Source organism: Streptomyces sp. NPDC052064 (assembly GCF_055585925.1).
In genome coordinates this window covers 124,359-139,359 of sequence record NZ_JBVJJE010000007.1, presented here as the reverse complement: position 1 = coordinate 139,359, position 15,001 = coordinate 124,359, and the positions used below count along the sequence as shown (strand labels likewise).

Annotated in this window: 14 protein-coding genes; 10 read left to right on the top strand and 4 right to left on the bottom strand. The window is 69.8% G+C overall.

What is annotated here, in order from left to right; translation table 11 throughout:
- Positions 1-10: 10 nt before the first annotated feature.
- Positions 11-1,273 carry a histidine--tRNA ligase gene (hisS, locus tag ACZ6TU_RS20290; RefSeq protein ID WP_467675397.1) on the top strand — a complete coding sequence of 421 codons (1,263 nt, stop codon included), beginning with the start codon at positions 11-13 and terminating at the stop codon, positions 1,271-1,273.
- A gap of 53 nt (positions 1,274-1,326) precedes the next feature.
- Here the strand turns inward: hisS and ACZ6TU_RS20285 are convergent, their stop codons facing one another.
- Genes ACZ6TU_RS20285 through ACZ6TU_RS20270 form a run of 4 tightly spaced genes read right to left on the bottom strand, consistent with a single transcriptional unit; the run spans position 1,327 to position 4,851 of the window.
- On the bottom strand, positions 1,327-1,953 hold the full coding sequence (locus tag ACZ6TU_RS20285; protein ID WP_469550041.1) for a response regulator: 627 nt from the start codon (positions 1,951-1,953) through the stop codon (positions 1,327-1,329).
- Entirely contained in the window at positions 1,950-3,146 is a 1,197-nt protein-coding gene (locus ACZ6TU_RS20280) for a sensor histidine kinase (protein WP_469550038.1), read from the bottom strand. Before ACZ6TU_RS20280 ends, ACZ6TU_RS20285 begins: the two co-directional genes overlap by 4 nt.
- Positions 3,143-3,988 carry an ABC transporter permease gene (locus ACZ6TU_RS20275; RefSeq protein ID WP_469550034.1) on the bottom strand — a complete coding sequence of 282 codons (846 nt, stop codon included), beginning with the start codon at positions 3,986-3,988 and terminating at the stop codon, positions 3,143-3,145. The genes ACZ6TU_RS20280 and ACZ6TU_RS20275 overlap by 4 nt, the downstream gene beginning before the upstream one ends.
- Positions 3,985-4,851, bottom strand: a complete 867-nt coding sequence (locus ACZ6TU_RS20270) for an ABC transporter ATP-binding protein (protein ID WP_467675389.1) — start codon at positions 4,849-4,851, stop codon at positions 3,985-3,987. Before ACZ6TU_RS20270 ends, ACZ6TU_RS20275 begins: the two co-directional genes overlap by 4 nt.
- Positions 4,852-4,993: 142 nt before the next feature.
- Between ACZ6TU_RS20270 and ACZ6TU_RS20265 the strand changes: the two genes are divergently transcribed.
- From ACZ6TU_RS20265 to ACZ6TU_RS20225, 9 genes are all read left to right on the top strand, one after another.
- The gene (locus tag ACZ6TU_RS20265) at positions 4,994-5,650 is read left to right on the top strand and encodes a vitamin K epoxide reductase family protein (RefSeq protein ID WP_467675387.1); all 657 of its coding nucleotides are present in this window, start codon (positions 4,994-4,996) and stop codon (positions 5,648-5,650) included.
- A gap of 56 nt (positions 5,651-5,706) precedes the next feature.
- On the top strand, positions 5,707-7,062 hold the full coding sequence (locus ACZ6TU_RS20260; protein WP_469550030.1) for a replication-associated recombination protein A: 1,356 nt from the start codon (positions 5,707-5,709) through the stop codon (positions 7,060-7,062).
- A gap of 299 nt (positions 7,063-7,361) precedes the next feature.
- Complete coding sequence (gene rpsD / locus ACZ6TU_RS20255; protein WP_345664456.1) at positions 7,362-7,976, top strand: 30S ribosomal protein S4; 615 nt, start codon at positions 7,362-7,364, stop codon at positions 7,974-7,976.
- 178 nt (positions 7,977-8,154) lie between these two features.
- Entirely contained in the window at positions 8,155-8,595 is a 441-nt protein-coding gene (locus ACZ6TU_RS20250; RefSeq protein WP_467675383.1) for a DUF948 domain-containing protein, read from the top strand.
- A gap of 9 nt (positions 8,596-8,604) precedes the next feature.
- Positions 8,605-8,976: a hypothetical protein gene (locus ACZ6TU_RS20245; RefSeq protein ID WP_467675381.1), complete on the top strand. Its 372-nt coding sequence runs from the start codon at positions 8,605-8,607 to the stop codon at positions 8,974-8,976.
- On the top strand, positions 8,976-11,648 hold the full coding sequence (gene alaS, locus ACZ6TU_RS20240) for an alanine--tRNA ligase (protein WP_467675379.1): 2,673 nt from the start codon (positions 8,976-8,978) through the stop codon (positions 11,646-11,648). Before ACZ6TU_RS20245 ends, alaS begins: the two co-directional genes overlap by 1 nt.
- Before the next feature lie 16 nt (positions 11,649-11,664).
- Positions 11,665-12,129 (top strand): Holliday junction resolvase RuvX, encoded by a 465-nt coding sequence (ruvX, locus tag ACZ6TU_RS20235; protein WP_467675377.1) that lies wholly within the window; start codon positions 11,665-11,667, stop codon positions 12,127-12,129.
- A 121-nt stretch (positions 12,130-12,250) separates the two neighbouring features.
- The gene (gene mltG / locus ACZ6TU_RS20230; RefSeq protein ID WP_469550022.1) at positions 12,251-14,005 is read left to right on the top strand and encodes an endolytic transglycosylase MltG; all 1,755 of its coding nucleotides are present in this window, start codon (positions 12,251-12,253) and stop codon (positions 14,003-14,005) included.
- A gap of 25 nt (positions 14,006-14,030) precedes the next feature.
- Entirely contained in the window at positions 14,031-14,846 is an 816-nt protein-coding gene (locus ACZ6TU_RS20225; protein ID WP_467675373.1) for a shikimate dehydrogenase, read from the top strand.
- Positions 14,847-15,001: the final 155 nt, after the last annotated feature.

Genomic DNA, 15,001 nt, shown 5'->3' with positions numbered 1-15,001 from the left:
GAGACCTTCCGTGAGCACCTTCAAGGCCCCCAAGGGCACGTACGACCTGATCCCGCCGGACTCCGCGACGTTTCTGGCGGTCCGTGAGGCGATCGCCGCACCGCTGCGCAACTCCGGCTACGGGTACATCGAGACGCCGGGCTTCGAGAACGTCGAACTCTTCGCCCGCGGCGTCGGCGAGTCGACGGACATCGTGACGAAGGAGATGTACGCCTTCGAGACGAAGGGCGGCGACAGGCTGGCCCTGCGCCCCGAAGGCACGGCCTCCGTCCTCCGCGCCGCGCTGGAGGCCAACCTGCACAAGGCGGGCAACCTCCCGGTCAAGCTCTGGTACTCCGGCTCGTACTACCGCTACGAGCGCCCCCAGAAGGGCCGCTACCGCCACTTCTCCCAGGTCGGCGCCGAGGCGATCGGTGCCGAGGACCCGGCGCTGGACGCCGAGCTGATCATCCTGGCCGACCAGGCGTACCGCTCGCTGGGCCTGAGCAACTTCCGGATCCTGCTCAACAGCCTGGGCGACAAGGTGTGCCGCCCGGTGTACCGGACGGCGCTCCAGGACTTCCTGCGCGGCCTGGACCTGGACGAGGACACCCTGCGCCGGGCGGAGATCAACCCGCTGCGCGTCCTGGACGACAAGCGTGAGTCGGTGCAGAAGCAGCTGGGGGACGCCCCGCTGCTGCGCGACTACCTCTGCGACGCCTGCAAGGCGTACCACGAGGAGGTGCGCGAGCTGATCACGGCGGCGGGCGTCGCCTTCGAGGACGACCCGAAGCTGGTGCGCGGCCTGGACTACTACACGCGCACGACGTTCGAGTTCGTCCACGACGGCCTGGGCTCCCAGTCCGCCGTCGGTGGCGGCGGACGCTACGACGGCCTGTCCGAGATGATCGGCGGCCCCGCGCTGCCGTCCGTCGGCTGGGCCCTCGGCGTCGACCGCACGGTCCTCGCGCTGGAGGCGGAGGGCGTCGAGCTCGAACTCCCCGCCACCACCAGCGTGTTCGCCGTCCCACTAGGCGAGGAGGCCCGCCGGGTCCTGTTCGCCAAGGTCACGGAGCTGCGCAAGAACGGCATCGCGGCCGACTTCTCCTACGGCGGCAAGGGCCTCAAGGGCGCGATGAAGAACGCCAACCGCAGCGGCGCCCGCTACACGATCGTCGCAGGCGAACGCGACCTCGCCGAGGGCGTCGTCCAGCTCAAGGACATGGAGTCGGGCGAGCAGACGGCGGTCGGAGTGAACGAGATCGTGGCGGAACTGGAAGCCCGGCTCGGCTAGCAGCAGACCACGGCGAAGGCGCCGGACACCCACCGAGGTCCCCGGCGCCTTCGTCACTGCTCCAGCAGCCCGTACCGCATCGCGCTCGTCACGGCCGCCGTCCGGTCGTCCACCCCCAACTTGCCGAAGACGCGCAGCAGATAGGTCTTCACCGTCGACTCCCCGATGAACAACCGACGTCCGATTTCCGCGTTCGTGCAGCCCTCGGCAACCAGCCGCAGCACGGCCGTCTCGCGCTCCGACAGCCGTGGCCACTCCGGCTTCGTGCGCAACTGATCGACCAGCCGGGCCGCCACCGACGGGGCCAGCACCGTCTCGCCGCGCGCCGCCGCCCGCACGGCCTCCGCGAGTTCCGCACGCGGCAGGTCCTTCAGCAGATAACCCGCCGCCCCGGCCTCCACCGCCCGCAGGATGTCCCGGTCCGTCTCGTACGTCGTCAGCACGACCACCCGGCACGGCAGCCCGGCCTCCGTCATCCGCACGATCGAGTCCACACCGCCGCCACCCGGCATCCGCAGATCCATCAGCACGATGTCGGGCCGCAACTCCGCCGCCAGCGCCTCCGCCTGCGGCCCGCTGGACGCGTCGGCGACGACCTCCAGATCGGACTCCGCGCTGAGCATCGCCCGCAGTCCCTCCCGCACGACGGGATGGTCGTCGGCCAGGACGATCCGGATCACGGTGTCTCCCTCCTCACGACCGGCAGCCGGACGGTCACGACCGTGCCGTCGCCCAAGGCACTGCGCACCTCGGCGGTTCCGCCCACTTCGACGGCCCGGGCCCGCAGCCCCGCCAGACCGTACCCACCACTGGCGGCACCCGGGTCGAAGCCGGGCCCGTCGTCCCGTACGGACACGGTCAGCATGTCGTCGGCGTACGCCAGCGAGACACCGACCGCCGCCGAACTCCCCGCGTGCTTACGGGCGTTGGCCAGTGACTCCTGGCAGGCGCGCAGGGCGACCACCTCGGGACCGGCGGGCAGCGTACGGACCGGGCCGGTCACCTCCAGCGCCGCGTCATGGCGCGCGGCGAGCCGCCGCAGCGCGTCCGGCAGGGACGCGCCGTCCAGGTCGGCGGGCGCACCCCCGGCGACCAGAGCCCGGGCCTCGGCCAGGTTCTGCCGGGCCGTCTCGTCCATCAGCCGCAGATGCCGCCGCGCCTCGGGCAGGTCGTGGTCCAGCTCCGCCTCGACCGCCTGGATCAGCATCACCAGACTGGTGAACCCCTGCGCGAGCGTGTCGTGGATCTCCCGGGCCAGCCGCTCCCGCTCGGCCAGCGCCCCATGGGCCTCGGACAGCCGGCCGATCTCATGCCGCCTCGCGTCCAGCTCCGCGATCAGCTCGGCCCGCTCCTGGCTCTGCTCGATGATCCGGATGGTCCAGATACCGATCACCACCGAGAACACCAAGGTGACCAGGCAGAAAAGCAGGTTGAAGACCACGTCCCGGGTGCCGGGCCGCCACAGCAGCGCCCAGCCCACCACGGGCACGAGGTTGATCACGGCCACCGCCACCAGCGCCGGCCGCAACCGCAGCGTCATGAAGCACTGCGGGATCAGCGCGAAGGTCAGCAGCCGCGTCTCACCGGCCAGGATCCCCGACGGCAGGAACAGCGCCAGCGCAGCCGTCAGATAGCCGATCGCCTGCCGCTGGTCGGGCGGGTCGCCCTGGATCAGCCGGCGCCCGACCACCAGGTACAGCGGGACCAGCGGGACGAGCAGCGCCGCCGCGATCGCGCGGACCGGCAGGCCGGGATACGCCGCGGCGAGCACGTAGGCCACGGTGACCACCCAGATGAGCGCGAAGTAGGTGTCCCAGAGCCGGAAGGAGCGCTCCCAGTTGTAGGCGCTGTCGGCATACGCCGCATCGCTCATCCCTCGCGCCGGTCCTTCCAGCGGAACGTCAGCAGGCACAGCGCCAATCCTCCGACGCACCACGCGGCGAGCACCAGGGCCACCCTTCCCAACTCCCAGCTCCCGGCCTGCTCCAGTACCTGCGCCGACTCCGGCAGGAACACTCCGCGCAGCCCCTGGCACATCCACTTCAGAGGGAACAGCGCGCCGATGGTGAGCATCCAGTCGGGGATGGTGCCGATGGCGATGTACACACCGGAGATGAACTGCAGCACCAGGAAGGGCAGGACGACCACGGAGCTCGCGCTGTTCGCGGACTTCGGGACCGAGCTGATCGCGATGCCGAGCAGGGCGCACGCCGTGATGCCGAGCACGAAGATCCACGCGAGGTCGAACCAGCGGCCCGCGTCCGACGGCAGGTCCACGCCGTAGCAGGTCGTGCCGACGAGGAGCAGGATCGCCGTCTCCAGCAGACCGGTGAAAAGAACCAGCCAGATCTTGCCGAGGAAGTAGGCCGCCGACGGCATCGGTGTGCCGCGCAGTCGCCGCAGCACCTTGTCCTCCCGCTCGATCGCGATCGAGATCCCGAGCGCCTGGAAACTCGTCGACATGATGCCGGCGGCCATCATCGCCGGGACGTAGAGCTGCGAGGCGGTGATGCCCGCGCCCTTCACGTCGTCCCGGAAGATCGACGCGAACAGGAACAGGAAGACGACCGGGAAGGCGAACGTGAACACCACCTGGTCGCGCTGCCGGAAGAACTGCCTGATCTCCAGGGCACCCCGCCGCAGCCCGAGCCCCCAGGCACCGGGCAGCCGGTCCACGCCGACCTCGCCGCGGTCCCGTACGACGGTCGTGGTCATGCCGCGCTCTCCTGTCCGGTCAGCCGGAGGTAGACGTCCTCCAGGGTGGGGCGGCTCACCGTCAGCCCCGGGATCTCGCCGTCGAAGCGGTGCATGAGCTTCGCTATCGTCCTGGTCGGCGCCTCGGTGCGCTCCGCGCGCGGGGTGCCGTCCGGCTCGGTCCACGCGACGACCGCCTCGGTGCCGTACCGCTCCCGCAACGCCCCGGGCTCGCCCTCGGCGACGATCCGGCCCTTCGCGACCACGGCCAGCCGGTGCGCGAGGGCCTCCGCCTCCTCCAGGTAGTGCGTGGTCAGCAGGATGGTCGTGCCGTCGTCGGCCAGGGCGCGGATCAGCGACCAGAACTGCCGCCGGGCCGCCGGATCGAACCCGGTCGTCGGCTCGTCCAGGAGCAGCAGATCCGGACCGCCGATCACGCCGAGCGCCACGTCCAGACGCCGGCGCTGGCCCCCCGACAGCGCCTTGATCCGGCTGTCCGCCTTCGCCTCCAGACCGACCAGGCCGATGACCTCCTCCGGGTTCCGCGGCCGCGGGTAGTAGCCGGCGAAGTGCCGCACCGTCTCCCGGACCGTCAACTCCGCGGGCGCCGATTCGTCCTGCCAGACGATTCCCACGCGCGAGCGCCACGCACGCGTGCCGGTCGCCGGGTCCGCCCCGAGCACGGACACCTCGCCCGCGTCCCGGGTCCGGTTGCCCTGGAGGATCTCCACCGTGGTGCTCTTGCCCGCGCCGTTGGGCCCGAGCAGGCCGAACACCTCGCCCTGACGGATGCCCAGATCGATGCCGTCGACGGCGGTCACGTCTCCGTACCGCTTGCGCAGCCCCCGCACCTCCACGGCGAGGTCGTACCCGTGTGCTGTCATGCGACGAGCCTCGGCCGGAACGTAACCCTCGGGGACGACCGTGCGGACATCCTTATGTCCACTGAACGGTGGACGGACGCCCGAGTGCGGCAGAATGGCACTGCCCGAAGATGGTCAGGCCTCAAGCGACGGAATCGGCGTGATGAGCAAGACGACAGTCAAGGACGTCTCCATGGAGCCCGAGACGGAGCGCGCCGAGACCGCGCCCCGCGCCGAGGGTGGCAGCCGGGCCCTCGCCCTGCTGCTGGTGATCACCGGCGCGGCCGGACTGCTCGCCGCCTGGGTCATCACGATCGACAAGTTCAAGCTCCTCGAGGCCAAGGTCGAGGGCAAGACGTTCACGCCCGGCTGCAGCCTCAACCCCGTCGTCTCCTGCGGCAGCGTCATGGAGAGCAAGCAGGCCGCCGTCTTCGGTTTCCCGAACCCGATGCTCGGCCTCGTCTGCTACGCCATCGTCATCGGCGTCGGCGTGAGCCTGCTCGCCCGCGCCCGCTTCCCGCGCTGGTACTGGCTCACCTTCAACGCCGGCTGCCTGTTCGGCGTCGGCTTCTGCGCCTGGCTGATGTTCCAGTCCCTGTACCGGATCAACGCGCTGTGCCTGTGGTGCTGCCTGGCGTGGGTCGCGACGATCCTCATGTTCTGGTACGTGACGTCGTTCAACATCCGCAAGGGCTTCCTGCCCGCCCCGAGCTGGCTCAAGGGCTTCTTCGGCGAGTTCACCTGGGTCATGCCGGTGCTGCACATCGGCATCATCGGCATGCTGATCCTGACCCGCTGGTGGGACTTCTGGATGAGCTGAGCCGGGAGCACCGGGGCCCGGAGGGATTGTCAGTGCCGTGATTTAGGGTTTCTGACGTGGAGCCCGACCTGTTCACCGCCGCAGCAGAAGAACGCCAGGAGAAGGAGCCGTCCAGTAGCCCCCTGGCGGTGCGGATGCGCCCGCGCACCCTCGACGAGGTCGTGGGCCAGCAGCATCTGCTGAAGCCGGGCTCGCCCCTGCGCAGACTTGTCGGCGAGGGCGCCTCCGGTCCGGCCGGTCCCTCCTCGGTGATCCTCTGGGGCCCGCCCGGCACCGGCAAGACCACCCTGGCGTACGTCGTCTCCAAGGCCACCAACGCCCGCTTCGTCGAACTGTCGGCGATCACCGCGGGTGTCAAGGAGGTCCGCGCGGTCATCGACGGCGCCCGCCGCGCATCCGGCGGATTCGGCAAGGAGACCGTCCTCTTCCTCGACGAGATCCACCGCTTCAGCAAGGCCCAGCAGGACTCCCTGCTCCCGGCCGTCGAGAACCGCTGGGTGACGCTGATCGCGGCGACGACGGAGAACCCGTACTTCTCGGTGATCTCCCCCCTGCTGTCCCGCTCCCTGCTGCTCACCCTCGAACCGCTCACGGGCGACGACATCAAGGGCCTCGTCCAGCGAGCCCTGACCGACGAGCGCGGCCTCAAGAGCGCCGTCACCCTTCCCGAGGAGACCGAGAGCCACCTCCTGCGCATCGCCGGCGGCGACGCCCGCCGCGCCCTGACCGCCCTGGAGGCGGCCGCCGGAGCCGCCCTCGACAAGGGCGAGACGGAGATCGGCCTGACCACCCTGGAGGAGACGGTCGACCGGGCCGCCGTGAAGTACGACCGTGACGGCGACCAGCACTACGACGTGGCCAGCGCCCTGATCAAGTCCATCCGCGGCTCCGATGTCGACGCCGCCCTGCACTACCTGGCCCGGATGATCGAGGCCGGCGAGGACCCCCGCTTCATCGCCCGCCGCCTGATGATCTCCGCCAGCGAGGACATCGGCCTCGCCGACCCGAACGCGCTGCCGATCGCGGTCGCCGCCGCCCAGGCCGTCGCCATGATCGGCTTCCCGGAGGCCGCCCTCACCCTCAGCCACGCCACCATCGCCCTGGCCCTGGCCCCCAAGTCCAACGCCGCGACCACCGCGATCGGCGCCGCCCTGGAGGACGTACGCAAAGGACTGGCCGGGCCCGTGCCCGCGCACCTGCGCGACAGCCACTACAAGGGCGCCACCAAGCTCGGCCACGGCCAGGGTTACGTCTATCCGCACGACCTGACCGAGGGCATCGCCGCCCAGCAGTACGCCCCGGACGCCCTCAAGGACCGCGAGTACTACGAGCCGACCCGGCACGGTGCGGAGGCCCGTTACGCGGACGCGGTCGAGTGGACCCGGAAGAACCTCGGTCGAAAGCGGTCCTGAGCACCCTGTAAACTCGTCCGGAGTGCCGCGTCCCGTGCAGTCAGAACGGGACAGTCGGCCGGAGCCCGGTCCTCCGGGATCGGCTCCAGGAGCGTCGCGCACCGTCGAACGGTGTCGCGGGCAGCCCACCACCACTCGTCGTACGGCGGGACGGTCGGTGGGCCACTCGCGTGCTGCACGTATGTGCCCAGACCAGGGGAGCGGCTGCCCGCCGAGTCCGTCAGGACGAGGAGGGTTTCCCCGGCTGCGGATGCGACCTCCCACAACCCTGACAAGCCGACACTAGGAAACGAGAAACAGTGGCGAACCAGTCCCGCCCCAAGGTCAAGAAGTCGCGTGCCCTCGGCATCGCGCTCACCCCGAAGGCCGTCAAGTACTTCGAGGCCCGTCCCTACCCGCCCGGTGAGCACGGCCGCGGCCGCAAGCAGAACTCGGACTACAAGGTCCGTCTGCTCGAGAAGCAGCGCCTGCGCGCGCAGTACGACGTGTCCGAGCGCCAGCTCGTCCGCGCCTACGAGCGTGCCTCCAAGGTCCAGGGCAAGACCGGTGAGGCCCTGATCATCGAGCTCGAGCGTCGTCTCGACGCCCTGGTCCTGCGTTCGGGCATCGCCCGCACGATCTACCAGGCCCGTCAGATGGTCGTGCACGGCCACATCGCGGTCAACGGCAAGAAGGTCGACAAGCCCTCCTTCCGTGTCCGCCCGGACGACGTCGTGCAGGTCCGCGACCGCTCCAAGGAGAAGACGCTCTTCACGATCGCCCGTGAGGGTGGCTTCGCCCCCGAGGGTGAGACCCCGCGCTACCTCCAGGTGAACCTCAAGGCCCTGGCGTTCCGCCTGGACCGTGAGCCGAACCGCAAGGAGATCCCGGTGATCTGCGACGAGCAGCTCGTCGTCGAGTACTACGCCCGCTGATCCCCGGCAGGCACGCGGTACTTCAGCCCGTCGTCTCCCCGCCCCTCCGGGCGGGCGAGGCGGCGGGCTTTCGCGAATCCGCCGTCCCCGGGCGGTAATCCGGTACGGAGCCGCATCCCCGGCGCGATAGGCTCGTCGCACGACTTTTTCGATGTTCAGGCACGTTTTCAGGGAGCGGGTGCACACAGTGTCCGGTGGAGAGGTTGCCGGAATCCTGGTGGCTGTCTTCTGGGCGATCCTGGTCTCCTTCCTCGCCGTCGCGTTGGCGAGGCTGGCCCAGACGCTCAGGGCGACCACCAAGCTCGTGGCGGATGTGACCGATCAGGCCGTCCCGCTGCTGGCCGACGCCTCCGCGGCGGTGCGTTCCGCGCAGACCCAGATCGACCGGGTCGACTCGATCGCCTCCGACGTCCAGGAGGTCACGTCCAACGCCTCCGCGCTGTCGACCACCGTCGCCTCCACCTTCGGCGGCCCCCTGGTCAAGGTCGCCGCCTTCGGCTACGGCGTGCGCCGGGCCCTCGGCGGCCGCCAGGAGGACGTGCCCGGCAAGGCGTCGAGGCGTACCGTGATCGTGGGCCGCACGGTCTCTCGGCGAAACGCCCGAGGGAAGAGGGACTGAGAGCCAGCGATGTTCCGCCGTACGTTCTGGTTCACCACCGGCGTCGCCGCCGGAGTGTGGGCCACCACCAAGGTCAACCGGAAGCTGAAGCAGCTGACGCCCGAGAGCCTCGCCAGAACCGCGGGGAACAAGGCGATCGAGGCCGGCCACCGGCTCAAGGACCGCGCGGTCGACTTCGCGCTCGACGTCCGCGACAACATGGCCCAGCGGGAGGCCGAACTGGGCGACGCGCTCGGGCTCAACGCCCCCGTCGACCCCGAACTCCCCGCACCGAGGCGGCACGCCGCCATCGAGAACCGCACAGAGCCGAAGACGTACGTCGTCGACAACACGTCGTACACGTACAAGAAGAACTCGTACAACCGGAATGAGGACCACTGATGGAGTCGGCTGAGATTCGCCGCCGCTGGTTGAGCTTCTTCGAGGAGCGCGGTCACACCGTCGTCCCTTCGGCGTCGCTCATCGCGGACGACCCGACTCTGCTCCTCGTCCCGGCCGGCATGGTGCCCTTCAAGCCCTACTTCCTGGGTGAGGTCAAGCCGCCCTTCAGCCGTGCCACGAGCGTGCAGAAGTGCGTGCGCACGCCTGACATCGAAGAGGTCGGCAAGACCACGCGGCACGGCACGTTCTTCCAGATGTGCGGCAACTTCTCCTTCGGCGACTACTTCAAGGAAGGCGCCATCAAGCTCGCCTGGGAGCTGCTCACCAGCCCCCAGGACAAGGGCGGTTACGGCCTCGACCCCGAGCGCCTGTGGATCACCGTCTACAAGGACGACGACGAGGCCGAGCGCATCTGGCACGAGGTCGTCGGCGTGCCGAAGGAGCGCATCCAGCGCCTCGGCATGAAGGACAACTACTGGTCCATGGGCGTCCCCGGACCCTGCGGCCCCTGCTCCGAGATCAACTACGACCGCGGCCCCGAGTTCGGCGCCGAGGGCGGCCCCGCCGTCAACGACGAGCGGTACGTGGAGATCTGGAACCTCGTCTTCATGCAGTACGAGCGGGGCGAGGGCACCGGCAAGGACAACTTCGAGATCCTCGGCGACCTGCCCAGCAAGAACATCGACACCGGCCTCGGCCTCGAGCGCCTCGCCATGATTCTGCAGGGCGTGCAGAACATGTACGAGATCGACACCTCGATGGCCGTCATCGACAAGGCCACCGAGCTGACCGGCGTCCGCTACGGCGACGCCCACGCCTCGGACGTCTCCCTGCGCGTGGTCACCGACCACATGCGCACCGCCACCATGCTCATCGGCGACGGCGTCACCCCGGGCAACGAGGGCCGCGGTTACGTGCTGCGCCGCATCATGCGCCGCGCCATCCGCAACATGCGCCTGCTCGGCGCCACCGGCCCGGTCGTCAAGGACCTCATCGACACCGTGATCGGCATGATGGGCCAGCAGTACCCCGAGCTCATCACCGACCGCGAGCGCATCGAGAAGGTCGCCCTCGCCGAGGAGAACGCCTTCCTCAAGACGCTGAAGGCCGGCACCAACATCCTCGACACGGCCGTCACCGACACCAAGGCCGCCGGCGGCAGCGTCCTGCCCGGCGACAAGGCCTTCCTGCTCCACGACACCTGGGGTTTCCCGATCGACCTCACCCTGGAGATGGCCGCCGAGCAGGGCCTCTCCGTGGACGAGGACGGCTTCCGCCGCCTGATGAAGGAGCAGCGGGAGCGCGCCAAGGCCGACGCCCAGGCCAAGAAGACCGGGCACGCCGGCGCCGGCGCCTACCGCGAGATCGCCGACCAGGCCGGTGCCACCGACTTCATCGGCTACACCGACACCGAGAGCGAGTCCACGATCGTCGGCATCCTCGTCGACGGCGCCTCCTCCCCGGCCGCCACCGAGGGCGACGAGGTCGAGATCGTCCTCGACCGCACCCCGTTCTACGCCGAGGGCGGCGGCCAGATCGGCGACACCGGCAAGATCAAGGTCGACACCGGTGCCGTCATCGAGGTCCGCGACTGCCAGAAGCCGGTCCCGGGTGTCTACGTGCACAAGGGCGTCGTCCAGGTCGGCGAGGTCACCGTCGGCGCCAAGGCCCAGGCCTCCATCGACGACCGCCGCCGCAAGGCCATCGCCCGTGCCCACTCGGCCACGCACCTGACCCACCAGGCCCTGCGCGACGCCCTCGGCCCGACGGCCGCCCAGGCCGGTTCCGAGAACCAGCCCGGCCGCTTCCGCTTCGACTTCGGCTCCCCGTCCGCCGTTCCGACGGCCGTGATGACCGACGTCGAGCAGAAGATCAACGAGGTGCTCGCCCGCGACCTGGACGTCCGCGCCGATGTCATGGGCATCGACGAGGCCAAGAAGCAGGGCGCCATCGCCGAGTTCGGCGAGAAGTACGGCGAGCGCGTGCGCGTCGTGACCATCGGCGACTTCTCCAAGGAGCTGTGCGGCGGCACGCACGTGCACAACACCGCCCAGCTGGGTCTGGTGAAGCTGCTCGGCGAGTCGTCCATCGGCTCGGGTGTCCGCCGGATCGAGGCCCTGGTCGGCGTGGACGCCTACAACTTCCTCGCCCGTGAGCACACGGTCGTCGCCCAGCTCCAGGAGCTGATCAAGGGCCGCCCGGAGGAGCTCCCGGAGAAGGTCTCCGCCATGCTCGGCAAGCTGAAGGACGCCGAGAAGGAGATCGAGAAGTTCCGCGCCGAGAAGGTCCTCCAGGCCGCCGCCGGACTCGCCGAATCCGCCAAGGACGTCCGTGGCATTGCTGTCGTGACCGGTCAGGTCCCGGACGGCACGACCGCCGACGACCTGCGCAAGCTCGTGCTCGACGTGCGCGGACGCATCCAGGGCGGACGGGCCGCCGTCGTCGCCCTGTTCGCGGTGGCGAACGGCAAGCCGCTGACGGTCATCGCCACCAACGAGGCCGCCCGTGAGCGCGGCCTGAAGGCCGGCGATCTGGTCCGTACGGCCGCCAAGACCCTCGGCGGCGGCGGTGGCGGCAAGCCGGACGTCGCCCAGGGCGGCGGTCAGAACCCGGCCGCGATCGGCGAGGCCGTGGACGCCGTCGAGCGCCTGGTCGCCGAGACGGCCAAGTAAGAAACGGGTCTGGAAGATGCGCAGAGGACGTCGACTCGCGATCGACGTCGGGGACGCCCGCATCGGGGTCGCCTCGTGCGACCCCGACGGGATCCTCGCCACCCCGGTGGAGACTGTCCCGGGGCGTGACATCCCCGCAGCCCAGCGGCGGTTGAAGCAGCTCGTCGAGGAATACGAGCCCCTTGAGGTCGTCGTCGGTCTCCCGCGCTCCCTCAAGGGCGGAGAGGGCCCGGCCGCGGTCAAGGTGCGGGGCTTCGCCCAGGAACTGGCGCGCATGATCTCCCCGGTTCCGGTGAGACTCGTGGACGAACGCATGACGACGGTGACGGCGAGCCAGGGACTGCGCGCTTCGGGCGTGAAGTCCAAGAAGGGCAGGTCCGTCATCGATCAGGCGGCGGCGGTGGTCATCCTGCAACAGGCGCTGGAGTCCGAACGCGTGTCAGGTAAAGCGCCCGGCGAAGGCATCGAAGTGGTCATCTGATCGCGATACGGTAACGTTCCGCGCGATGCGGCGGCATTCGAACAGCCGCCGCACAGCAAGAGGCGGGACGGGAGCCGAGCCGGAAGCCGCGTGACCGCCGCCTCGCGGCTCTAGGGGATCGATGACTGAGTATGGCCGGGGCCAAGGCTCCGAACCGTGGCATCCGGAGGACCCGTTGTACGGGGACGGCGGATGGGGAGGAGAGCAGGCCCACCCGGGTCAGCAGTCTCCCTACGACGGCCAGCCGCAGCACTATCCAGAGCAGCCGCAGCAGCCGCAGTATGGCGACTGGGGCACCGGTGAGCAGGCCGGATACGGTCAGGCGCAGCAGCAGTACCAGTACGACCAGCAGCAGTACGCGGCGCAGGCCCACGGGCATCAGCAGTACCCGGGCCAGGGACACCCACGGGACCAGGGACACCCACAGGACCAGGGACACCCACAGGACCAGGGACACCCACACGGCCAGGGGTATCAGCAGCAGTACGACAACGGCGGCTGGGCCACCGGCCCGCACCAGCAGGTCTCGTATCCCGGCGACCCCGCCGACCCGTACGGTCAGCAAACCGGTGCCTACGGCCAGGGCCAGTCGGACTACTACGGGACACCCGAGGCGTATCCGCCACCGGAGCCGCCCGGTCGGCGGCGTGCCGAGCCGGAGCCGGAGACTGACTGGGACCCCGGCCCCGACCAGGGCGAACACGCCTTCTTCGCGGGCGGCGACGACGATGACGACGGCGACGAGCCGGGGGACCGTCGCCGGCGCGACGACCAGCGGGGACGCGGCGGCAAGCCCAAGAAGCGCCGCAACGGAACGGCCTGCCTGGTGGTCGTCCTGGTCCTCGGCGGCGGCCTGGCAGGCGTCAGCTACTTCGGCTACCAGTTCTTCCAGGATCGTTTCGGCGACGCCCCGGACTACGCCGGGGACGGCAACGGGCAGCAGGTGACTGTCGAGATCCCCGAGGGAGCGCTCGGTTACAAGATCGGCCAGGTGCTGAAGAGCGCAGGGGTCGTCAAGAGCGTCGACGCGTTCGTCGCGGCCCAGCAGAGCAATCCGCAGGGCAAGACCATCCAGGACGGCGTGTACACGCTGCAAAAGCAAATGTCGGCCGACAGTGCGGTCGAACTGATGCTCAGTCCGGAGAGCCGCGACAACCTGATCATCGCCGAGGGCAGGCGCAATGCCGACATCTACCGGCTCATCGACAAGCGGCTGGAGGTCAAGGACGGCACCACCGCCGCGGTCGCCAAGAAGGACTGGAAGAAGCTCGGCCTGCCCGGCTGGGCGCTGAACCACGAGGGCGTCAAGGACCCGCTGGAAGGGTTCCTCTACCCGTCCAGCTACGGCATCGCCAAGGGGGAGAAGCCCGAGGACGTGCTGAAAGACATGGTGACCCGGGCCACCCAGACGTACGAGAAGCTCGGCGTGGAGAAGAAGGCCCAGAGCCTCGGACTCGAAGACCCCTGGCAGCTGATCACCGTCGCGAGCCTGGCCCAGGCGGAGGGCACGAGCCACGACGACTTCCGCAAGATGGCCGAGGTCGTCTACAACCGCATGAAGCCGGGGAACCCGCAGACCAACGGCATGCTGGAGTTCGACTCCACCTACAACTACATCAAGAACCAGAGCAAGATCGATCTGAGTCTGAGCGAGCTGCGGAACTACGACAACCCGTACAACACGTACTTCCACAAGGGCCTGCCGCCCGGACCGATCGACAACCCGGGCGAGGAGGCGCTCAAGGGCGCCCTCAACCCGACGAAGGACGGCTGGTACTACTTCATCTCGCTGGACGGCAAGACCAGCGAGTTCACCAAGACCAACGCAGAGCACCAGAAGCTCGTCGACAAGTTCAACGCCTCGCGGAACAACTGATCGCGGAACGACTGAGGAAGACCTGATGGCCGCACCACGCCGAGCCGCCGTTCTCGGCTCCCCGATCGCCCACTCCCTCTCGCCGCGGCTGCACAACGCGGCGTACCGGGCGCTGGGACTGGCCGACTGGTCGTACGACCGCTTCGAGATCGACGAGGGCGCGCTGCCCGGGTTCCTGGAAGGACTCGGCCCGGAGTGGGCCGGGCTGTCGCTGACCATGCCGCTGAAGCGGGCGGTGATCCCGCTGCTCGACGAGATCACCGACACTGCCGCCTCGGTGGAGGCGGTCAACACCGTGGTGTTCCGGCCGGACGGACGCCGGGTCGGCGACAACACCGACATCCCCGGGCTGGTGGCGGCGCTGCACGAGCGCGGTGTGGAGAAGACGGAGAGCGCGGCGATCCTGGGTGCCGGGGCGACCGCGTCCTCGGCTCTCGCTGCACTGGCCCGGATCTGCACGGGCGAGGTCGCCGTGTATGTGCGCAGCGAACGGCGCGCTGCGGAGATGCGGCAGTGGGGCGAGCGTCTCGGCGTCCGGGTCCGGCCCGCCGACTGGACCGACGCCGCCCGTGCCTTCGAGGCGCCCCTGGTCATCTCCACGACCCCCGCGGGGGGCACCGACGCGCTGGCCGAGCAGGTGCCCGAGCGCGTGGGCACCCTGTTCGACGTCCTCTACGAGCCCTGGCCCACGCCCCTCGCCGCGGCCTGGGAGGAGCGGGGCGGACAGGTGCTGAGCGGCCTCGACCTGCTGGTCCACCAGGCGGTGTTCCAGTTCCGGCAGTTCACCGGCGACCCACGGTCGCCGCTCACCGCGATGCGGGAGGCCGCTCGGCGGGGCTGACGCGGCCGGTCTCCACCGGACCCGCGCTCACGGCTGTCCGCCAGCCGGACTCGGATCGGAGTCGTCCCCGTGGCATGGGAGGATCGGTGGTGCCGGACGGGCCGCGCACCCGGTCGGACCGTAGCCGTACGCGATGACGTGCGTACGCTGGGCAG

Bases quoted from the DNA above. Each gene is read 5' to 3' on its own strand.
- ACZ6TU_RS20275 (WP_469550034.1), bottom strand. From the start codon at position 3,988: ATGACCACGACCGTCGTACGGGACCGCGGCGAGGTCGGCGTGGACCGG.
- alaS (WP_467675379.1), top strand. From the start codon at position 8,976: ATGGAGTCGGCTGAGATTCGCCGCCGCTGGTTGAGCTTCTTCGAGGAG.
- ACZ6TU_RS20225 (WP_467675373.1), top strand. From the start codon at position 14,031: ATGGCCGCACCACGCCGAGCCGCCGTTCTCGGCTCCCCGATCGCCCAC.
- mltG (WP_469550022.1), top strand. From the start codon at position 12,251: ATGACTGAGTATGGCCGGGGCCAAGGCTCCGAACCGTGGCATCCGGAG.
- ACZ6TU_RS20280 (WP_469550038.1), bottom strand. From the start codon at position 3,146: ATGAGCGATGCGGCGTATGCCGACAGCGCCTACAACTGGGAGCGCTCC.
- ACZ6TU_RS20245 (WP_467675381.1), top strand. From the start codon at position 8,605: ATGTTCCGCCGTACGTTCTGGTTCACCACCGGCGTCGCCGCCGGAGTG.
- ACZ6TU_RS20270 (WP_467675389.1), bottom strand. From the start codon at position 4,851: ATGACAGCACACGGGTACGACCTCGCCGTGGAGGTGCGGGGGCTGCGC.
- ruvX (WP_467675377.1), top strand. From the start codon at position 11,665: ATGCGCAGAGGACGTCGACTCGCGATCGACGTCGGGGACGCCCGCATC.
- ACZ6TU_RS20265 (WP_467675387.1), top strand. From the start codon at position 4,994: ATGAGCAAGACGACAGTCAAGGACGTCTCCATGGAGCCCGAGACGGAG.